Genomic DNA, 14,158 nt, shown 5'->3' on the forward strand with positions numbered 1-14,158 from the left:
GGCTAGATCGCCCCGGCTGCAGGGCAGATTCAAAAAACAGCGAGGAACTTCAGTAGCGAAATAATACCGATGATGATGACGATGATTTGAACAATCTGACGCATCCTAGCTTCGATGGGCAGGCGTTGAACGAGATACAGGACGAGAATGATTACGAGAAAGGTGATCAGAATACCGATCAGTGCTGACGATGCCATTGCGTGTTCTCCAGCGGACCGTCCAGAATCCTGCCGCTCTACACGTCGTACACACAAACCGAGCCGAGTGACAACCATTGGTTTCCGCGATGAGCGGAACAAGCGGTTGGTTCGCCCGTTGCTGAACCCCAAGGGTCACATTCACTCACGCCCCCCTTGGCACTCAAGGCTCGCAGCTTCGTCGCAGGAGCGGCGGGTGTTTGCGTTTCAAGACCGGCAGATGACTTTGCTGTACATGGTGCCGTTGCGATTGAAAGCTCTGAGATGATCGAGCGTGCGGGCGTCCATCGTATCGCCCCAACTGCCGACGATGGCCAGCAGCTCGTCGCGGGCGCCGAGCTTTGATAGTGCGAAGTACAGTTCGTTGATGACCGCCCGCGTGGTGGGTTCTCGGCGGACGGAACAATCTGGACTGAGCTTTTCATTTTTTCAGCTTCCTGGCTTCGCGCTCCAGCATGCTGCCACGGTCATTGCCGTGGCGCTCGATCAGGCACTTCGCCTGTGCCGGTGAGATTTCAAACTTGTCGGCGAAGTCGCGGACGTCATATTCTTTGTCCGCTGCCATGCGAGCGCGGTCGTGCCCGCCACCTTTGCTCTTGTAGTCTGCCATCGAGGTCTCCTGAACATGCTGCCGTCAACAGCGCGGGCGGAGAATGGTTCCGATGGGACGGCAGGGTTGTACTGGACAGCCTGTTGGGATCGTCCCTAAAGTTTTCACGTATGGCCGAACTGCCGACTGATCACACGGAAATCTACCCGACCGTAAGGCGGATGTCGGACGGCCAGCTATGCATCCGCTTCGAAGGCGGAATGTTCCGCACGATGCTCGGCAAGCTCTTTGGTCTGATGCTGACGCCGAAGACGACACGAGAGCAGGCCGAAGCTCTGACGGAGCTTCTCGAAAAGCATTGCCACTACATGTTCGTGGCCTCGCTCGACCACGAAGGGCTGAGCGATGAGGAGCGGCTTGCCTTGACTCAGATGTATGACGAGATGGGGTGGCTCGATCCGATCGAGGAAACGACGAAGACAATCGCTCATAGCGGGTTAACCGGCTCGATGCAGTCGGCGCCCTCGTATTTCAACGAGTTGAGTTGCCGGCCGACGCGGTAAAATTCGAGCTTGCCGCTAATGTTTTGCGAAAGCAACTGCTTCGGAGCCGTGGTAGATGGATCAAGCCACCGCGTCGTAGGCGGCCTGCGACAGGATCACCGGCATACGATCGTGTCCCCCTCATCAATACACCGTCTTCGGCCTCGATCCGGGTTTCAACTTCGCCCGCTGGGTGTGGGCGGCCGACGCTCAGTCCCGCTGCTTGTCGCCAGCGCTCCCGCCGTCTGAACTATTCGATCGCTCCTCGAAGCGCTTTGCACCTTTCGCGAGGTCGCTACCCTTGCGAGCCTCCGTCTTGCGTTCGTCATTTTTTGCCGCCTGCTTTAGGCTGGCTGCCGCTTGCTTGCCTTTTGCGGTCGGTGCTTGATTGACGCCCATAATCGTTCCTCCGGAATGTGTGCGTTTTCTCCAACGTACGGAGTGCCCGGCGCGTTCCGGCTTTTGAACGGCGTCGAGACATTCACTCGGCAGCGAGGCGCGTGCCAATTATGGCTCGACCCTTTCGGCGGCCGGCGTCCGGTTCTTTGCGGAGAGGGGGCAGACGCCGGCCTTAGGCCGTATGGGGATACGGCAATGATCGGGGTTTACCGGCGCGAACCACTGATGGCAGCCTGCCCAATTGTATGGGCTCACTCCTTTGGATGATGATTGAAGACTCGGTTTCGCGTCAGTGCTTACTGGGAGCGGTTGCGTTCGGTGCGTCCTCTCCTTCACCCTTCAGCAGAAATATCGTCAAAACGGACATCAGGTTTTCTGCGCTCTCTCGATCAAGTGGCAGCTCGATTAGCTCATCATCGCCCATAAGCACCAATGTCCCCTGAGGGGCGCTCGGGAGAGTACGGTGACATCGCCATCCTGATACTCTGCTGTCTTGGGTGGGCCATCACCGTCCATCATCGGTTCCTCCCAGTTTGAAAGAGGGCAGCAAAGCACCTTCAAATTGTACGAGCAAGCCGGCCCTTGCTGGACGTGGGAGCGACTGTTCCATCTGCACTGGACCTGGAACAAGGTGCTATGGTTCGCCGTTTCAACCATCCAAGGGTGTTTCAATCTTCAGCACTCACCCTTGGAAGCAGGAGCCCGCCGCCGTCCCCGAGCGACGGGCTTCTTGCGGTGCTTTGTTCCTCTCCGATCCATTTGTCATTGTGCTTCCGTTACGTCTGCCCTATCAGCAGAACTGGACGCGGCGGAACCGTCAACGATTCCGAAGCGGCAATGCAGGCAAATGCACGCCGCGTCCACCAGGGCCAATGCACCCCCCGATCGCTTGCGGTGTTACGCCGTCCGAAGATATGCACTCCCGGATAGGTTGCGGGACGCGAAGCTAACGACAACCCGACCAGGCAGGTAGATAGTTCTCAAGGGCTGGGGCTTAGGCACAGACCTCCCCCAGCTCAACTTGGAGGCCCGGCCGATAACGCCTCTTCCGGTCGGGTCTTCTCTTTGTGCCGCGATCCTTTACGGCGGTTGTGTTCGCCGACCCAGCGCCCCGGGCTGCAGTCTAGATTTCTCCTCGGAATAGTGGGTGTGACAATGCCTCGCTGAGTAGGCGGCTATTCGCAGATCGACCTAAAAAACGGCGAGGAATTTCAGCAGCGAAAGAATGCCGATGATAATGACGATGATCTGAACGATCTGACGCATCCTGGCTTCGATCGGCAGGCGCTGAACGAGATACAAGACAAGAATGATTACCAGAAAGGTGATCAGAACACCCGGCTGTTCGCGCTTTCCCGCTCGCACGACCTGCTGACCCGGGAAAACTGGGAAAGCGCAGGGCCCCAGCCCCCCACCCTGCCGGCCGGGCTTTTTCCACGGAATAGCCGACCCGCCATCGATAGACGCTGATGCGGAACGGACTTCCTCGGCGGCATGTCGACAGACTATCAGCGCAGAAAATTCACGGAGAGCGGAACCTCGGCCGGCCGCCGCGCTTGTAATCTCCTGAAGGAGATGCGCATGAGCGCTACAAAAGAGTTCCTTGAAACCTGGCTACAGGAGAATGTCGGCAACCTTCCTGCCGAAAGCGGCGTGAGCATTGCGGTCCTGGCTCAGCAATTCGAGCAAGATGCCGAGCCGCGGGCTATGGTCACGCGATACGAGAAGACGAAATCGGCAACATTGAGGACGCCATAGAGAAGGCGCTGAAACGTGCTAGGACTGGAGAAGAGGCGCAAATTGCCGTCTCGGCCGGAGAAAGTGATCACGCCCCCGTCATGGAGGCCCTAGCGGTTGATGACGCGAAAAGCGGACCGTAGAGCTCTGGACTCCGCTCGCACCCCTGCAATCGCCCCTTTTTGGATGAACAACGAAATCGCAGACGGAGGCCTTCAGCGTTTCGCGCAGATAGCCGTGGCGCTGGGCCGGCCAGCTCCGCCCGTCACGCCCGGGAGGCGCGTTTCCCTTCGCCGGTCCCGTTGGTCGCTGCACCGCCAAGGCGAAAGCCGTCGCAACGAGCATCTGCCACCAGACCGGCGAGCCCCGGCTCGTCAATCAGCGTCACAGCCTTTGATGGCTTTACCCAGACACGCTTACGCTCCCGCTGCTCGGGCCATTTGGACAGCTGGCGTTGAACACAGATCGGGAAAATCGTCACGAAAATTGCGGCCTTCACCGAGCCCAACCGCTTTTGATAACGGTAACGGCCGACCGACGATTCTGGAGGAGCGCCGATGACTCCGGCTTCCTCCGTCGCCTCTTGGGCTGCAGCCGCCGGCTTGGTCTTACCCTTCATTTTCCAACCCTTTGGCAAGATAAAGCGTCCCTTACGTCTGGACGTAACCAGCATCACCTCGATGTCTCCGTCAGGCCCAATCCGATAGGGTAGCGCGCCGACCTGCCTAAGGGTTTTCCCCTTCTTCGCGAAAACTTTGGCTTTCTTTTTTCTCATTCAGGTGGACGACCGTGATCTGTTATGGCTGCACTGCAGGATCTATAAACGGCTGCAATAATGGCGGCAGCCCGGCCAAATCCCGTTGCTGAAGACCCCTTGTGGAACATTGCGCGGGAACAGCGGTGATCTCTCGCGCAGCCTCGGCATCTCCGGGATATAGCTTGTCGCAGTGCAACTTCGGTTCGCATTGGCGCGGGCCTCGAACACTCCTTGCGAGCAGACCTGCTTGGCCAATTCGATCAATAGATAAATCACAAAGGGGCACCTCAGCCTTAGCGATTGCCAGCTCGCCTGCAATCTGCCGGTTCACTTCTTGTCTGCCGAGGGGAAACCTCGACGCCCATTCTTCTGGATCTTGGCAATCTATAGTTGTTGGTGACGCGCCTTTTCCAGGAAGGCCTTGCCCGAAGGTCTGCGCGGCTGGCAACAGCAACGCCGCCGTGGCAAGCCGCACGATTCGATAGGGGAATATGTTCATGGCCGGCCTCCTGCAGGTGCCCGTGACAACAATGGCAAAGTCATTGAAGCGTTCCAGGAATGGCACACCAGGCGAACGAGCAGCACGCTATCGTCTCTGGGCTCGGCGTGCGGGAAGCTTTCAATTGGCAAGACTACAGTTTCCAAGCGGGGGACTGGGCGCTCGATCTCTTCGGTACAACCACGGTGCCCGCCGCTTCCGGTCGCCGGCCCGCTTTTGCTGCCTCGCGGAATCCCGAACGGCAGATCGTAACGCCCGCTCGTCTCCACAGGTTTCTGAGCCTTCTGCGCGGCCGTGCGGCGCCTCTGAAACCTGCAAGGCTCGTTTAGGAACAAGAGTCGTTGCCGCTCGTTCGGCAGCATGCTTAAATTTGCCAGCCCACAGGCGTTCGATGTTGCAGTTGTCGGGGGAGGCCCGGCAGGGCTTGCGGCGCTGAGAATGGCTACGACTTGATAGTCGCAGCGGACGAGCCGGCGATCGTCGGCGTGGCCGAAGGGCTACGAACCAAAAGGGGTCGCGTCGAAGCGGTGGAGGCGGATCTGGCCACGACCGAAGGCGTCGACCGCCTCCTTGCCGCAACTGCCGGCCGTGAGATCGATCTTTCCCTAGCAAATGCCGGGCGCGGGCTCGGCAAAGCTTTCATCGACCAACATTTCGGCGGGGTGCGCCGGGTTATCGACACCAATATCACCGGCACGGTCTATCTTGCCCGTAAGGTCGCGCGGCGCATGGTTGCGCGCGGCGAGGGCCGCATCCTCTTCACAGGATCAATCGCCGGCTTCATGCCACGAACTTTCCAGGCCGACTATAACGGCACCAAGGCTTTCATAGATTCCTTCGCGATCGCGCTCCGTCCAGTGTTGCAGCGCGCGCGTTCAGATATGTGTCCGCGTCGACGCCCGGATGTGGCAGCAGCGTGTTGGTGTCCGCCTTGTCATTCGCCAGCAGGTCATCTAGCGACCGATGGATACGTGAGGTCGGAACCCATACGCATCCGCTCGCCAATGCGTTCGCCAGGCCGAAGTATGTCGAAAGCTCGTAGCAGGTACGGTCAATCGAACCGTTTGTGAAGACATGGCGCCGCCAGCGGCGCTCGATATGGGCAAGGGGTATGGTGTCGGGCAGTCGTCGGCGTTTGTCTCCGCCTATTTCCGCAAGAACGGCGACCGCATCCAGCAACGGTTTGGCAGCGCGGTTGCCCTCGAACGCAAAAGACGACAGAAAGCGGGAACCGATCTGTCTGAAGACATGGTATTCGCGCGGAAGCTCACTGGTGATGTCCGGGCGTCCCGGCCGGAGCGACCGGCGGATGGTAGCCGCATCGTCTTCGATGATGTCGAGCGCCGCAATTTCGGTCACCGTGGAAACGATGTCACCTCCCTCTCGTGCGGAGATGACTAGTGCTTCCAGTACATCGGCGATGCGCGTCAGTCGGGTGCGGCCCTGCTCGGCGGTGAGGGCAATTGTCTCTTCGAGCCGCTTTCTGGCACGAAGGTTCGCCCGCGCTACCAATGACTGGAACATCGAAAGGGCACCGTCGGTCAACGTGGCCTCGAGTTCGCGCAGCGTGGCGATCATGACGGTGTGGCGCCGATCCGCTCCCATCTGCTGGAAAGCCTGAGAGGTGTAGGGGAGCCCTTCCTTTGCCATCTGTGCCAGGCGAGGGCCAAAAGCAGGCGGCAGGGTGCCGATACCCTCAAGCGTGGAACGGACGATAGCGATCTTGTCGAGGATCTCGATCAACGGCCGCGCTCCGACCCGGGAAGGTGGCTCGCGGAGCCAGGACAGCCTTGTCTGACGGGCATGTGTCTTGACGACGAGCAGCGTATCCAGTTGGTGACGATGACCTTCGTCGAGCAGTGAGCGGACTTTGGTCACCATCATACCGTCGGCCGCATGCATTGCCGAGGCCGCCAGACGCTCCACGACCGTGATACCGGGAATGACAATCCTCTCCTCCCGCATTTTCTCGATCAATCGTCCGAGAAGGATGCGTCCATCCGTCAAGCCTACAGCTTCTTGCTCGGCCCATTCGCTCAGCATCGAACGAGCCGGCCTCGTGAAGTCGCGATAGCCATGGTGCTGCTTGATCGCAGCCAGTTGCTCATACCGTGTCGCGCCACGCCGAGCGAAGCGGGCGATCGCTTCCGTATCCGCACCGATCTGCTCGGCGATAGTCCAGCATGACCGGCGGCAGGAACTCCCCGCGTCGCAGATGCCTGCCCGGATAGCGCAGACAAAACAATTGCAGGGCATAACTCAGGCGCGTTTCCGGCGTGCGACTACCGGCTACCGCGGCAAGATCTGCGGCGTCCAGTGTGTAGTGGCGGATGACCTCGTTTTCGGTCTCTGGCAGGGCCAGCAGCGCCTCGCGCTGTTTCTTCGTCATCGATATGCGAGCCGGCATGTTGTCTCCTTACAAAAACCGATTGCCTTACGGCTTCTCAGTGAAAGAGGATTGTGAAAGGATTCTCATCCTGATTCGTCAGCAAGACAGCCGCAGTTCCGCAAACGACCGTTTTTGAAAGGGCGCTCATGCTGATCTGCTACGCTCGCGTGAGCAAAGGTGACGACCAGTCGAACAGGGCTCAGGCCAGGGCACTGGCCGAGACCGGATGCAAGCGCGTGTTCAAAGAGAAAGCATCGGGTGGGCGCTGGGAACGGCCCGAGCTTTACCGCATGCTCGATCAGCTGCGCGAGGGCGACACCGTCGTCGTCTGGAAACTCGATCGCCTGTCACGCTCGCTGAAGGACGTTCTCCACCTGATGAACAGGATCGCCGGCGCCGGTGCGGGATTTCGTTCTTTGACCGAGGCGATCGACACGACGACGGCGGCCGGCCGCATGATGATGCAGATGGTGGGATCCTTTGCCGAGTTCGAGCGCGCCATGATCCGGGAGCGGACCACGGCCGGACTCGCGCAAGCCCGCGCCGAAGGCAGGATCGGCGGACGCCGCAGAAAGCTTGATCCGAAGAAACGGCGGGAAATCGCCGAAAGCGTCCTGTCGGGCCGCAAGAGCGGCGCCGAGATGGCGAGGCTGTACGACGTCAGCGAGCCAACGGTCTCGCGCGTCGTCGCCGAATATCGCCAGAACCTGGAGACCGACAATGCCAGCCAGCCATGATCTCAAGGGGCTGATGAAGTTCCTGGCCCGCGATGAATGGCGCGGCTGTTTCGAGCAGGTATTCGACAATCACTTCGGCCCGGTGCTCGAAGCCGGAGACATGGAGTTCGATGATCTTGCCGAAATTCTCAGTGACGACTGGGCCATGACGCTCTGGGGATGCGCGTTCGAGGATTTCCTGACGCAGGAGTTCGACGTCGACGGCGGCAACATCGTCGACGAATATCTCAAGCGCCGTGGCTGGAAGGAAGGCGCACAGACGAAAGTCTATATGAAGGCGCTTCGGACATCGGTCATGAGCCTCTACGAGGTCAGCGACATAGTGCCCGGCAAATCGCTCACGGCGCGTGATCTCATCCGCGGCGGTGAGCCGATCGCCGTCAGCGAGGGGACGGCAACGCAGACCCTGAAGCAATGGGACAGGATCGCCGCCCGTATCGTGCCGGTCCTGGGCAAGAACATATTCGCCGGAGGGCTGCTGCCCTACACGCCACAAGCCACCGACGCCCTATTCGACGGTCTGCGGCAGATGTTCGGAAAGAAGGGCACAAAGAAACTCCCTGCCCTTGCGGATCAGGACCTGCAATCGGTCGCTTCAATGTTCACGCTCTCATGGTTGTTTGACACCCTTGATCGAGCCATGGCGCTTCCACCGATGCAGAACTCGGACGGCGACGACCTCATGTTCCACGATATCAGGTTTCCTTTGGCGACTGGCGTGACGCAGAAGGATATCGCCGCGCAGGTAAACGCCATTCCGGGAATGGCGCAGGAGAACGTAAAGTTCTGGAACTGGCTCGAGGACAAGCCGAAGGGCAGAGAGAAAGCGAAACATGCCGATGCGCTTTCCTTCGATGCTACCATGGATAACGGCCTGCGCGTACTGGGCAATGTGGAGTTGAAAGGCCGGTTCCTGCATCTGTCGACCAATTCCGCCGCGCGGGCGGAGAAGGGAACTGCACTGATCCGGCAAGCGCTCGGGGATATTGTCGGCACGCCGCTGACCGAAATCCGCACCATCGAGCAGATGATGGCCGAGCGGCCGCCGCGCGAACGTGGAGAAGCAGCTTCCAACGTCCCGCCCGAAATTGCCGAGCAGGTCGTCCACCAGTTCATGGACCGGCAATATCGTGAAACGCTTGATCAGCCAGTCGGCATGCTCGGCAACAAAACGCCACGTCAGACCGTAAAATCAGCCGCTGGCCGGCAGAAGGTCGCCGAATGGCTGAAATATCTCGAAAACCAGTCCGCAAACCAACCGAACCCCGCCGACCCCATGGCAACCTACAATTTCGCGTGGATGTGGAAGGAACTCGGCGTCCACGATCTGCGTCGATAGAGCTCGCTACCGTATATCTGTGTCCCAATAATGTACCGGTGTCAGCATGGCCCGTTTCAAGCCTGCCTGCGCAAACGGTCGTAAAGCCGTTCGATGGTTTCATCGGCGATCGTGCAGAAGGATGCCGGTTTCGGCATGCTGAAGGCGCTTGTCCACTCGCGACGCCGAATCGGTTGCTTCTCAGATCAACAGCCTTCATTGGCGTCCGGCTCTTCCACGACGTCTTCGGATGATCCAATGATCGAGCGGATGTGGCGCAGGTGCTTGGTATAGCGACCCTGCAGGCCGCAAATCAGCCCGTCGGCTTCCCGACGCTTGACCGCGAGCGCACCGATAACGGTGGTGTTGGTGCGCACCACCGAACGCGCCGTTTCAGGGGTTACGCCGCTCCGCCCGACCAGAGAATGGAACAGCGCCACATAATCCCGATAACGTGGGTCATCCTCGGGATTGATGATTTCGAAATCGCGTGATGGATCCAGCGTGAGGCCGAAACGCGCAACTCGCTGCTCTATCACGGCTGGCCGCCCTATGAGAATCGGGCTCGTTGATCGTTGTCGGCCCAACATCCAGCGCGCCGCGAAAGATGAAGGGAAGCAGAGGACATTGTTCACCTGGTTGGGATAGTCAGAGCGGCCGGTGCAGATTATGGCGTCGGGGCGAACCGATTTCGCCTCCTCGGGCATGATTTCAGGCGTGGGATTGGCGAGCGCGAGTACCAACGGTGTCTCGCCCATTGCCTTGAGCATCTTCGGCTTGAGCACACCCGGCCCTGAGAGACCGAGAAAATCGTCGGCACCGTCCATCACTGTTGTTGGTCAGCAATTTCTTGGGTTCGTACTTCGATCGGATTAGATTCTGGGGTGCATTTGCCCCGAAATTCAGGCATGGTTCGGGCACGTTCTGTGTCCCGCGCTTCTTTCGCCTCAAGCCCTAAGAAACTACCGCTGGATCGGGATGTGGATTTTGTCTCATTTCAGCTATATCAGCCGGAGCAGAACGGTTCGACTAGCTTGGCGGATCAGAAGCTGTTGCGGTGTTGTGCATGAAAACCTCAGAATCATCAACCCGCCTCAAGCACCGTCTGGACACGCTGGTCGAGCTTGCAGACAAGAGTCTGGGCGGAACTGAGATCCCCAGCAACCTCCTCGCCGGTATTGCGCGAGCGTTTAGCTGTCAGTGGGCAACCTTTTGGGAAGTGAGCTCCACTGATGGACTGCTATGTCCCGCCAAATTGTGGAACGAAGACGGGGTTTCCGCACGCCAGCTCGAGCAGGATACGAGTTCACGAAAGCTGACAATGAGCGAGGGGACGGCCGGGCACGTCTGGAGGACGCAAAGGCCAGTTTGGACCGCGGACATTGTCAAGGACATGTGCCTGCCGCGTTCGCTCCATGCAAAATCGGCCGGGTTGGAGGGTGGAGTCTGGTTCGCCTTGAAGACTGATGATGGGGTGTATGGAGTAATTGAATTGCTCGGCCGAGACCCCCTGCCGGCGACCGAAGAAGCACTGATCGTCGTTGAACAGTTCGGGATTTCCCTCGGTCGAATCATCGAGAGCAGGCGTTTTTCTTCGAATCCGACAAGCACTCCGCACGGGGCAACTTCTGCGTAACTATTCTGGACAAATGACAATCGAGCGTTGCGTCTGTTGATTCGAGTCGCACTGGCGCCTCGGCCGCAATATGATCGAAGAGTGGCACGTCACAATAAAGGGCGGACCGATCTCAAGGTCTGAGTTCCGCCGCCTTGCATGCTCGGACAGAGCCCGGTCGTGGCTTGAGCCGGCCAATACGTCGAGCGGAGTGGAGCTGGTTAGGCTACCTTTTGTGCGAGCGCGCATTGCGACCAAAGATCGGAAAGCGCATCGACCAAGTGGTCAATGTCCGCGTCCGAGTGGAAGGGGCGAGCGCAGCGGGCTGACGGCAGGACGATCATTGCTCTGATCAGTCATGGGGGCTCTCCTGGTTAGAGGGAAACCCCACGATGTTCAGGCAGGAGACGCAGCTCCGACAACAAAATGCAGCGCAAGCGATTCCATCGCGCTCTACCGCGCGAGCGGTTTAGTTCATTGAGCCGAATCGCGCAGTAAGACCAGCATGGGGGTTTAGGGTTTTAATCAGCCACCCGGTGTCCCCCACACGCTTCGGCTGTCTCGCGTTGGGAGATCAGATAGGAACGTTCTTCGGAGGCAGCAAGTGGCATGAGCAACAAAGATCATCCTCGCTCCCTGCTTCCCGCCGGATCAGCCACACCGCAGATCGGCTTAGCCCTGATCCGCGTCAGGATCGGCAAGCGCAATTGTCGCTTCAAGCAATTGGCCACGGTCATCCACGCCGCTCTGGTGCAGCAGCATGAGTTTCAGGGCCATGTTTTCCGCTTCTGGCGAATCTCGGCTGACTTTTGATACGCGACAGGCTTCCTCGAAAACAGATTCCAAGAACTTAAGCTCGTCCGGGTCAGTGATCCCGGGCATCCTGCTGAATGGCATTTTCTTTACCCCTTGCCCAATTAAACTGGACAAATAGCGAACGGTTGGCCGGGATACAAGGCTGGCAGTCCTGCCACAAAGCTGCCGAAAACTATGCTCACTGTCATGGTTAATGGTGCGCAGCAGGCATCCCTCAATCCCCACCCCAACCTGCTATGTCACCGCAAGCTGGTCGGCGGGAGGCCCCCATTCCGCCGGCCTTTTTCTTCTAGTGCCTAGCGGGGAGCGAGTTCTTCGCCGTCCGCAGAAGGCCGATTGTCGTTAGCTTCTGCCTCGCCACTTGATCGCCAGTGCTTTTGGCATAAAGCCCAGATTCCCACACGAAGGCTATCGTCCTTGAAGACCTCGAAAGCTTCAGCGTAGCCCTCCGCTGCCAGAGCCGTTTCAACCGTCAGACAACTGAAGTGGTTCCCGCTCTCCGCAAGCTGAATTGCGCGCATCAGGAGGCTGGCGGAAACCATGACAAACGTCCCCTAGATTCAGCCTGCAACTCGCCAACTCGGCGATTGGTTCCTTTTCGTTTTTGTAAAAACCGTACAAGGAACGTTTAGGGGCAGGGCTAGTTGGACCACATGCCTCGATATTTTTATGATCTTGAGAGCAACGGCCAGATCGTCCTTGATAAGGAAGGGTTAGACTTGGCTGGGATCGACGCCGCCAGAGATGAAGCCATAGACGCCCTGACCACCATGTTCCCTGAGTTGGTAGCAGACACGGATCGGCGGGCGCTTGCTGCCAATGTGCGCGGTGAGACCGGCAGTTTGCTTTTCAAAGTCTTCTTGACGATCGAAGTCATTCGCGCCCACTGAGAGCGGAACAATCGAAGCGGGGCTGCGTTGCGCCAGCACTGGCAACTCGCACGGGCACCTTTGAGTTGCCTGTCGGACCGGGGTGGCTTGTTATCGCACGTTCACACCAAGCTGCGCCGGTTCATTCTTCTCGATCAGCTTCTTGGTACCGCCAATCGATTCCTTGGCTGCAGGGTGTAAGGAATCGGCGAGCCTGCCAGCGTCATTGGCCAACGCGATACTCCGTGCCGAATTGGCGGGCTGCCGTAGTCTTGTTGCAACGCAAATGCAATGGTGTTGTTGCCGCAGCCTCTGGCGTGACTGTCACTTTGCAACCCAGCGATCTGCCGTGCTGCTTGCCTTCTCATATTCGGGAGAGCGATAGCACTCAATGGCCGCATCGTAGCTGGGGAACTCAATGACGACGACCCGCGACCTAGGGTGACCCTCGGGGCTTTCTCCCTGGCCGCCGCGCGTTAGAAAACGTGCGCCGTGTTTGCGAAATGCCTTCGCATTCTCGGCAATATAGGCTTTGTGGCCTTGCGGATCAGAGACGTCGGCAAATGCAACCCAATAGCCTTTGGCCATCACCTCAAATCCCGTTGCTCGCAACCGAGCGTATAGGAGTTCCGACCGATATGCGAAGCGCATTTTCCCGAAAAACAAGCAGCCAACGCCCGACCGAGCGGTGCCACCATGCAATCGCTACTCGTCCGGATGCCGAACAGTGATCCCCGGGCACGGAACGCTCAATTGCCTGATTCAGCCGCTCTTCCGGGATTTTCGAGGGAGTCACGATAGGCGCCTTCTGGCACCCCCGGCACACTTATTTTCGCAATGAACTCAGCCGGTTAATCTAGGTCAACGTGGGGTCACTATTCGGTGCGATTTCACACCCTTGATTGCGCAGAATGCCCGCCACGGCGCTCGCGATTGCTCTTCAGCATCAGCGCCACCACCACCGCCTTTTTCTAACGGGCCGGTGGCGAGGCGGCAAAGTGACCTCGCGTACCGGGTCAATCTCATCACTCCACACGAGCCTGAACCCAATTCCACAAAACTCCATGTCCTTGATTTGGTCAATGAATCCAGCCTGCATATACAAGTTCGACGCCCGGTAGGGCAGTTTGAAGATGGGGCAATTCCCAACTGCTTGCCGGCGAAACTCATAACGCTCGATGTTCAGGATATCGCCGTCGTCGAAGCGCATAATTTCCGACCGATTTTCATCCAGCGCATCCAAGACGGTCGTCGCGTTAAATAATTCCAATCCATCACCGCCCTTCAGCGGCAAGAACTCACCATATGGGCCCATCGTTTCGCGCAGGCTATTGGCCGCGTCGGAGCGAAGAATGAGGACATGCGACCCGTACCACGGAAAGTCAGAATATCCCCGTGGAGCACCCTCGTCGTCCTCAGTGAGGAGGTGCATCCCAATAGGGATCCAGTGGAGTTGGCGCTGTCCGCGAAGGTCCGACAGCACATAGTTATCCTCCAGTACCTTTGGCAGGGCCATTCTTGCCCTTTGGCCAGTGTTAACTCATAGACTTTCATCATTTCACCGCTGAATCACCCGTTCCTGAAGCAGGTCCTCGAACCGCTTACCACTACGATCCACTCGTACTGTAGGCCTCCCCCTCCCGACAGCCACGGCGATCGCCGTGGCAATTGAACCGGTGAGGATGGAGTTAGCTAGTGCCCGTCCATAAACGGCAAGGTACTGAATTTATTGG

At 58.6% G+C, this 14,158-nt stretch carries 16 protein-coding genes and 2 pseudogenes; 7 read left to right on the top strand and 11 right to left on the bottom strand.

From position 1 onward, the window contains the following. Positions 1-29 precede the first annotated feature (29 nt). Both MAXJ12_RS38345 and MAXJ12_RS28665 read right to left on the bottom strand, forming a co-directional pair. The gene (locus MAXJ12_RS38345; RefSeq protein ID WP_008839633.1) at positions 30-197 is read right to left on the bottom strand and encodes a Thivi_2564 family membrane protein; all 168 of its coding nucleotides are present in this window, start codon (positions 195-197) and stop codon (positions 30-32) included. Positions 198-618: 421 nt separating this feature from the next. Beyond that, complete coding sequence (locus MAXJ12_RS28665; protein WP_008839634.1) at positions 619-807, bottom strand: DUF3606 domain-containing protein; 189 nt, start codon at positions 805-807, stop codon at positions 619-621. An 83-nt stretch (positions 808-890) separates the two neighbouring features. Between MAXJ12_RS28665 and MAXJ12_RS28670 the strand changes: the two genes are divergently transcribed. Further along, entirely contained in the window at positions 891-1,310 is a 420-nt protein-coding gene (locus tag MAXJ12_RS28670; protein ID WP_139044086.1) for a hypothetical protein, read from the top strand. Positions 1,311-1,499: 189 nt separating this feature from the next. Here the strand turns inward: MAXJ12_RS28670 and MAXJ12_RS28675 are convergent, their stop codons facing one another. Together MAXJ12_RS28675 and MAXJ12_RS38350 are read right to left on the bottom strand one after the other, a co-directional pair. Then, on the bottom strand, positions 1,500-1,688 hold the full coding sequence (locus tag MAXJ12_RS28675) for a hypothetical protein (protein WP_008839636.1): 189 nt from the start codon (positions 1,686-1,688) through the stop codon (positions 1,500-1,502). Positions 1,689-2,879: 1,191 nt separating this feature from the next. Next, complete coding sequence (locus MAXJ12_RS38350; RefSeq protein ID WP_008839638.1) at positions 2,880-3,053, bottom strand: Thivi_2564 family membrane protein; 174 nt, start codon at positions 3,051-3,053, stop codon at positions 2,880-2,882. 216 nt (positions 3,054-3,269) lie between these two features. On the opposite strand from MAXJ12_RS38350, the gene MAXJ12_RS39265 reads away from it, so the two are divergent. Next, positions 3,270-3,446, top strand: a complete 177-nt coding sequence (locus MAXJ12_RS39265; protein ID WP_244421635.1) for a hypothetical protein — start codon at positions 3,270-3,272, stop codon at positions 3,444-3,446. Between the two features lie 244 nt (positions 3,447-3,690). Here MAXJ12_RS39265 and MAXJ12_RS28685 read toward each other — a convergent pair whose 3' ends face one another. Then, complete coding sequence (locus MAXJ12_RS28685; protein ID WP_008839640.1) at positions 3,691-4,200, bottom strand: NUDIX hydrolase; 510 nt, start codon at positions 4,198-4,200, stop codon at positions 3,691-3,693. 22 nt (positions 4,201-4,222) lie between these two features. Continuing rightward, positions 4,223-4,681 (bottom strand): hypothetical protein, encoded by a 459-nt coding sequence (locus MAXJ12_RS37185; protein ID WP_139044087.1) that lies wholly within the window; start codon positions 4,679-4,681, stop codon positions 4,223-4,225. A 485-nt stretch (positions 4,682-5,166) separates the two neighbouring features. On the opposite strand from MAXJ12_RS37185, the gene MAXJ12_RS39910 reads away from it, so the two are divergent. Continuing rightward, positions 5,167-5,751, top strand: a complete 585-nt coding sequence (locus MAXJ12_RS39910) for an SDR family NAD(P)-dependent oxidoreductase (protein ID WP_341872550.1) — start codon at positions 5,167-5,169, stop codon at positions 5,749-5,751. A gap of 892 nt (positions 5,752-6,643) precedes the next feature. On the opposite strand, the pseudogene MAXJ12_RS34685 reads toward MAXJ12_RS39910, so the two are convergent. Further along, a pseudogene (locus MAXJ12_RS34685) lies at positions 6,644-7,088 on the bottom strand (DUF4158 domain-containing protein); the annotation flags it as partial. Between the two features lie 128 nt (positions 7,089-7,216). On the opposite strand from MAXJ12_RS34685, the gene MAXJ12_RS28700 reads away from it, so the two are divergent. Continuing rightward, on the top strand, positions 7,217-7,807 hold the full coding sequence (locus tag MAXJ12_RS28700; protein ID WP_008839644.1) for a recombinase family protein: 591 nt from the start codon (positions 7,217-7,219) through the stop codon (positions 7,805-7,807). Then, the gene (locus MAXJ12_RS28705) at positions 7,791-9,146 is read left to right on the top strand and encodes a DUF7986 domain-containing protein (protein WP_008839645.1); all 1,356 of its coding nucleotides are present in this window, start codon (positions 7,791-7,793) and stop codon (positions 9,144-9,146) included. Before MAXJ12_RS28700 ends, MAXJ12_RS28705 begins: the two co-directional genes overlap by 17 nt. A gap of 233 nt (positions 9,147-9,379) precedes the next feature. Here the strand turns inward: MAXJ12_RS28705 and MAXJ12_RS28710 are convergent. After that, positions 9,380-9,955, bottom strand: a pseudogene (locus MAXJ12_RS28710) (phosphate acyltransferase); the annotation flags it as partial. Between the two features lie 236 nt (positions 9,956-10,191). Between MAXJ12_RS28710 and MAXJ12_RS28715 the strand changes: the two are divergent. Further along, entirely contained in the window at positions 10,192-10,761 is a 570-nt protein-coding gene (locus MAXJ12_RS28715) for a GAF domain-containing protein (RefSeq protein WP_008839647.1), read from the top strand. Between the two features lie 651 nt (positions 10,762-11,412). On the opposite strand, the gene MAXJ12_RS38590 is transcribed toward MAXJ12_RS28715, so the two are convergent. Next, the gene (locus MAXJ12_RS38590) at positions 11,413-11,637 is read right to left on the bottom strand and encodes a hypothetical protein (protein ID WP_040588562.1); all 225 of its coding nucleotides are present in this window, start codon (positions 11,635-11,637) and stop codon (positions 11,413-11,415) included. A gap of 572 nt (positions 11,638-12,209) precedes the next feature. On the opposite strand from MAXJ12_RS38590, the gene MAXJ12_RS28730 reads away from it, so the two are divergent. After that, positions 12,210-12,446, top strand: a complete 237-nt coding sequence (locus tag MAXJ12_RS28730; RefSeq protein ID WP_008839650.1) for a DUF6894 family protein — start codon at positions 12,210-12,212, stop codon at positions 12,444-12,446. A gap of 303 nt (positions 12,447-12,749) precedes the next feature. Here the strand turns inward: MAXJ12_RS28730 and MAXJ12_RS28735 are convergent, their stop codons facing one another. Together MAXJ12_RS28735 and MAXJ12_RS28740 are read right to left on the bottom strand one after the other, a co-directional pair. After that, positions 12,750-13,013, bottom strand: a complete 264-nt coding sequence (locus tag MAXJ12_RS28735; protein WP_008839652.1) for a DUF1330 domain-containing protein — start codon at positions 13,011-13,013, stop codon at positions 12,750-12,752. 358 nt (positions 13,014-13,371) lie between these two features. Beyond that, positions 13,372-13,941, bottom strand: coding sequence for a hypothetical protein (locus MAXJ12_RS28740; RefSeq protein WP_008839653.1), 570 nt, complete (start codon positions 13,939-13,941; stop codon positions 13,372-13,374). Positions 13,942-14,158: the final 217 nt, after the last annotated feature.

It is taken from the genome of Mesorhizobium alhagi CCNWXJ12-2 (assembly GCF_000236565.1).
Classification (GTDB): domain Bacteria; phylum Pseudomonadota; class Alphaproteobacteria; order Rhizobiales; family Rhizobiaceae; genus Allomesorhizobium; species Allomesorhizobium alhagi.

Coding starts and splice junctions, on each gene's coding strand:
- MAXJ12_RS38345 (WP_008839633.1), bottom strand. CDS start 197: ATGGCATCGTCAGCACTGATCGGTATTCTGATCACCTTTCTCGTAATC.
- MAXJ12_RS28665 (WP_008839634.1), bottom strand. CDS start 807: ATGGCAGACTACAAGAGCAAAGGTGGCGGGCACGACCGCGCTCGCATG.
- MAXJ12_RS28675 (WP_008839636.1), bottom strand. CDS start 1,688: ATGGGCGTCAATCAAGCACCGACCGCAAAAGGCAAGCAAGCGGCAGCC.
- MAXJ12_RS39265 (WP_244421635.1), top strand. CDS start 3,270: ATGAGCGCTACAAAAGAGTTCCTTGAAACCTGGCTACAGGAGAATGTC.
- MAXJ12_RS28685 (WP_008839640.1), bottom strand. CDS start 4,200: ATGAGAAAAAAGAAAGCCAAAGTTTTCGCGAAGAAGGGGAAAACCCTT.
- MAXJ12_RS37185 (WP_139044087.1), bottom strand. CDS start 4,681: ATGAACATATTCCCCTATCGAATCGTGCGGCTTGCCACGGCGGCGTTG.
- MAXJ12_RS28700 (WP_008839644.1), top strand. CDS start 7,217: ATGCTGATCTGCTACGCTCGCGTGAGCAAAGGTGACGACCAGTCGAAC.
- MAXJ12_RS28705 (WP_008839645.1), top strand. CDS start 7,791: ATGCCAGCCAGCCATGATCTCAAGGGGCTGATGAAGTTCCTGGCCCGC.
- MAXJ12_RS28715 (WP_008839647.1), top strand. CDS start 10,192: ATGAAAACCTCAGAATCATCAACCCGCCTCAAGCACCGTCTGGACACG.
- MAXJ12_RS38590 (WP_040588562.1), bottom strand. CDS start 11,637: ATGCCATTCAGCAGGATGCCCGGGATCACTGACCCGGACGAGCTTAAG.
- MAXJ12_RS28730 (WP_008839650.1), top strand. CDS start 12,210: ATGCCTCGATATTTTTATGATCTTGAGAGCAACGGCCAGATCGTCCTT.
- MAXJ12_RS28735 (WP_008839652.1), bottom strand. CDS start 13,013: ATGGCCAAAGGCTATTGGGTTGCATTTGCCGACGTCTCTGATCCGCAA.
- MAXJ12_RS28740 (WP_008839653.1), bottom strand. CDS start 13,941: ATGGCCCTGCCAAAGGTACTGGAGGATAACTATGTGCTGTCGGACCTT.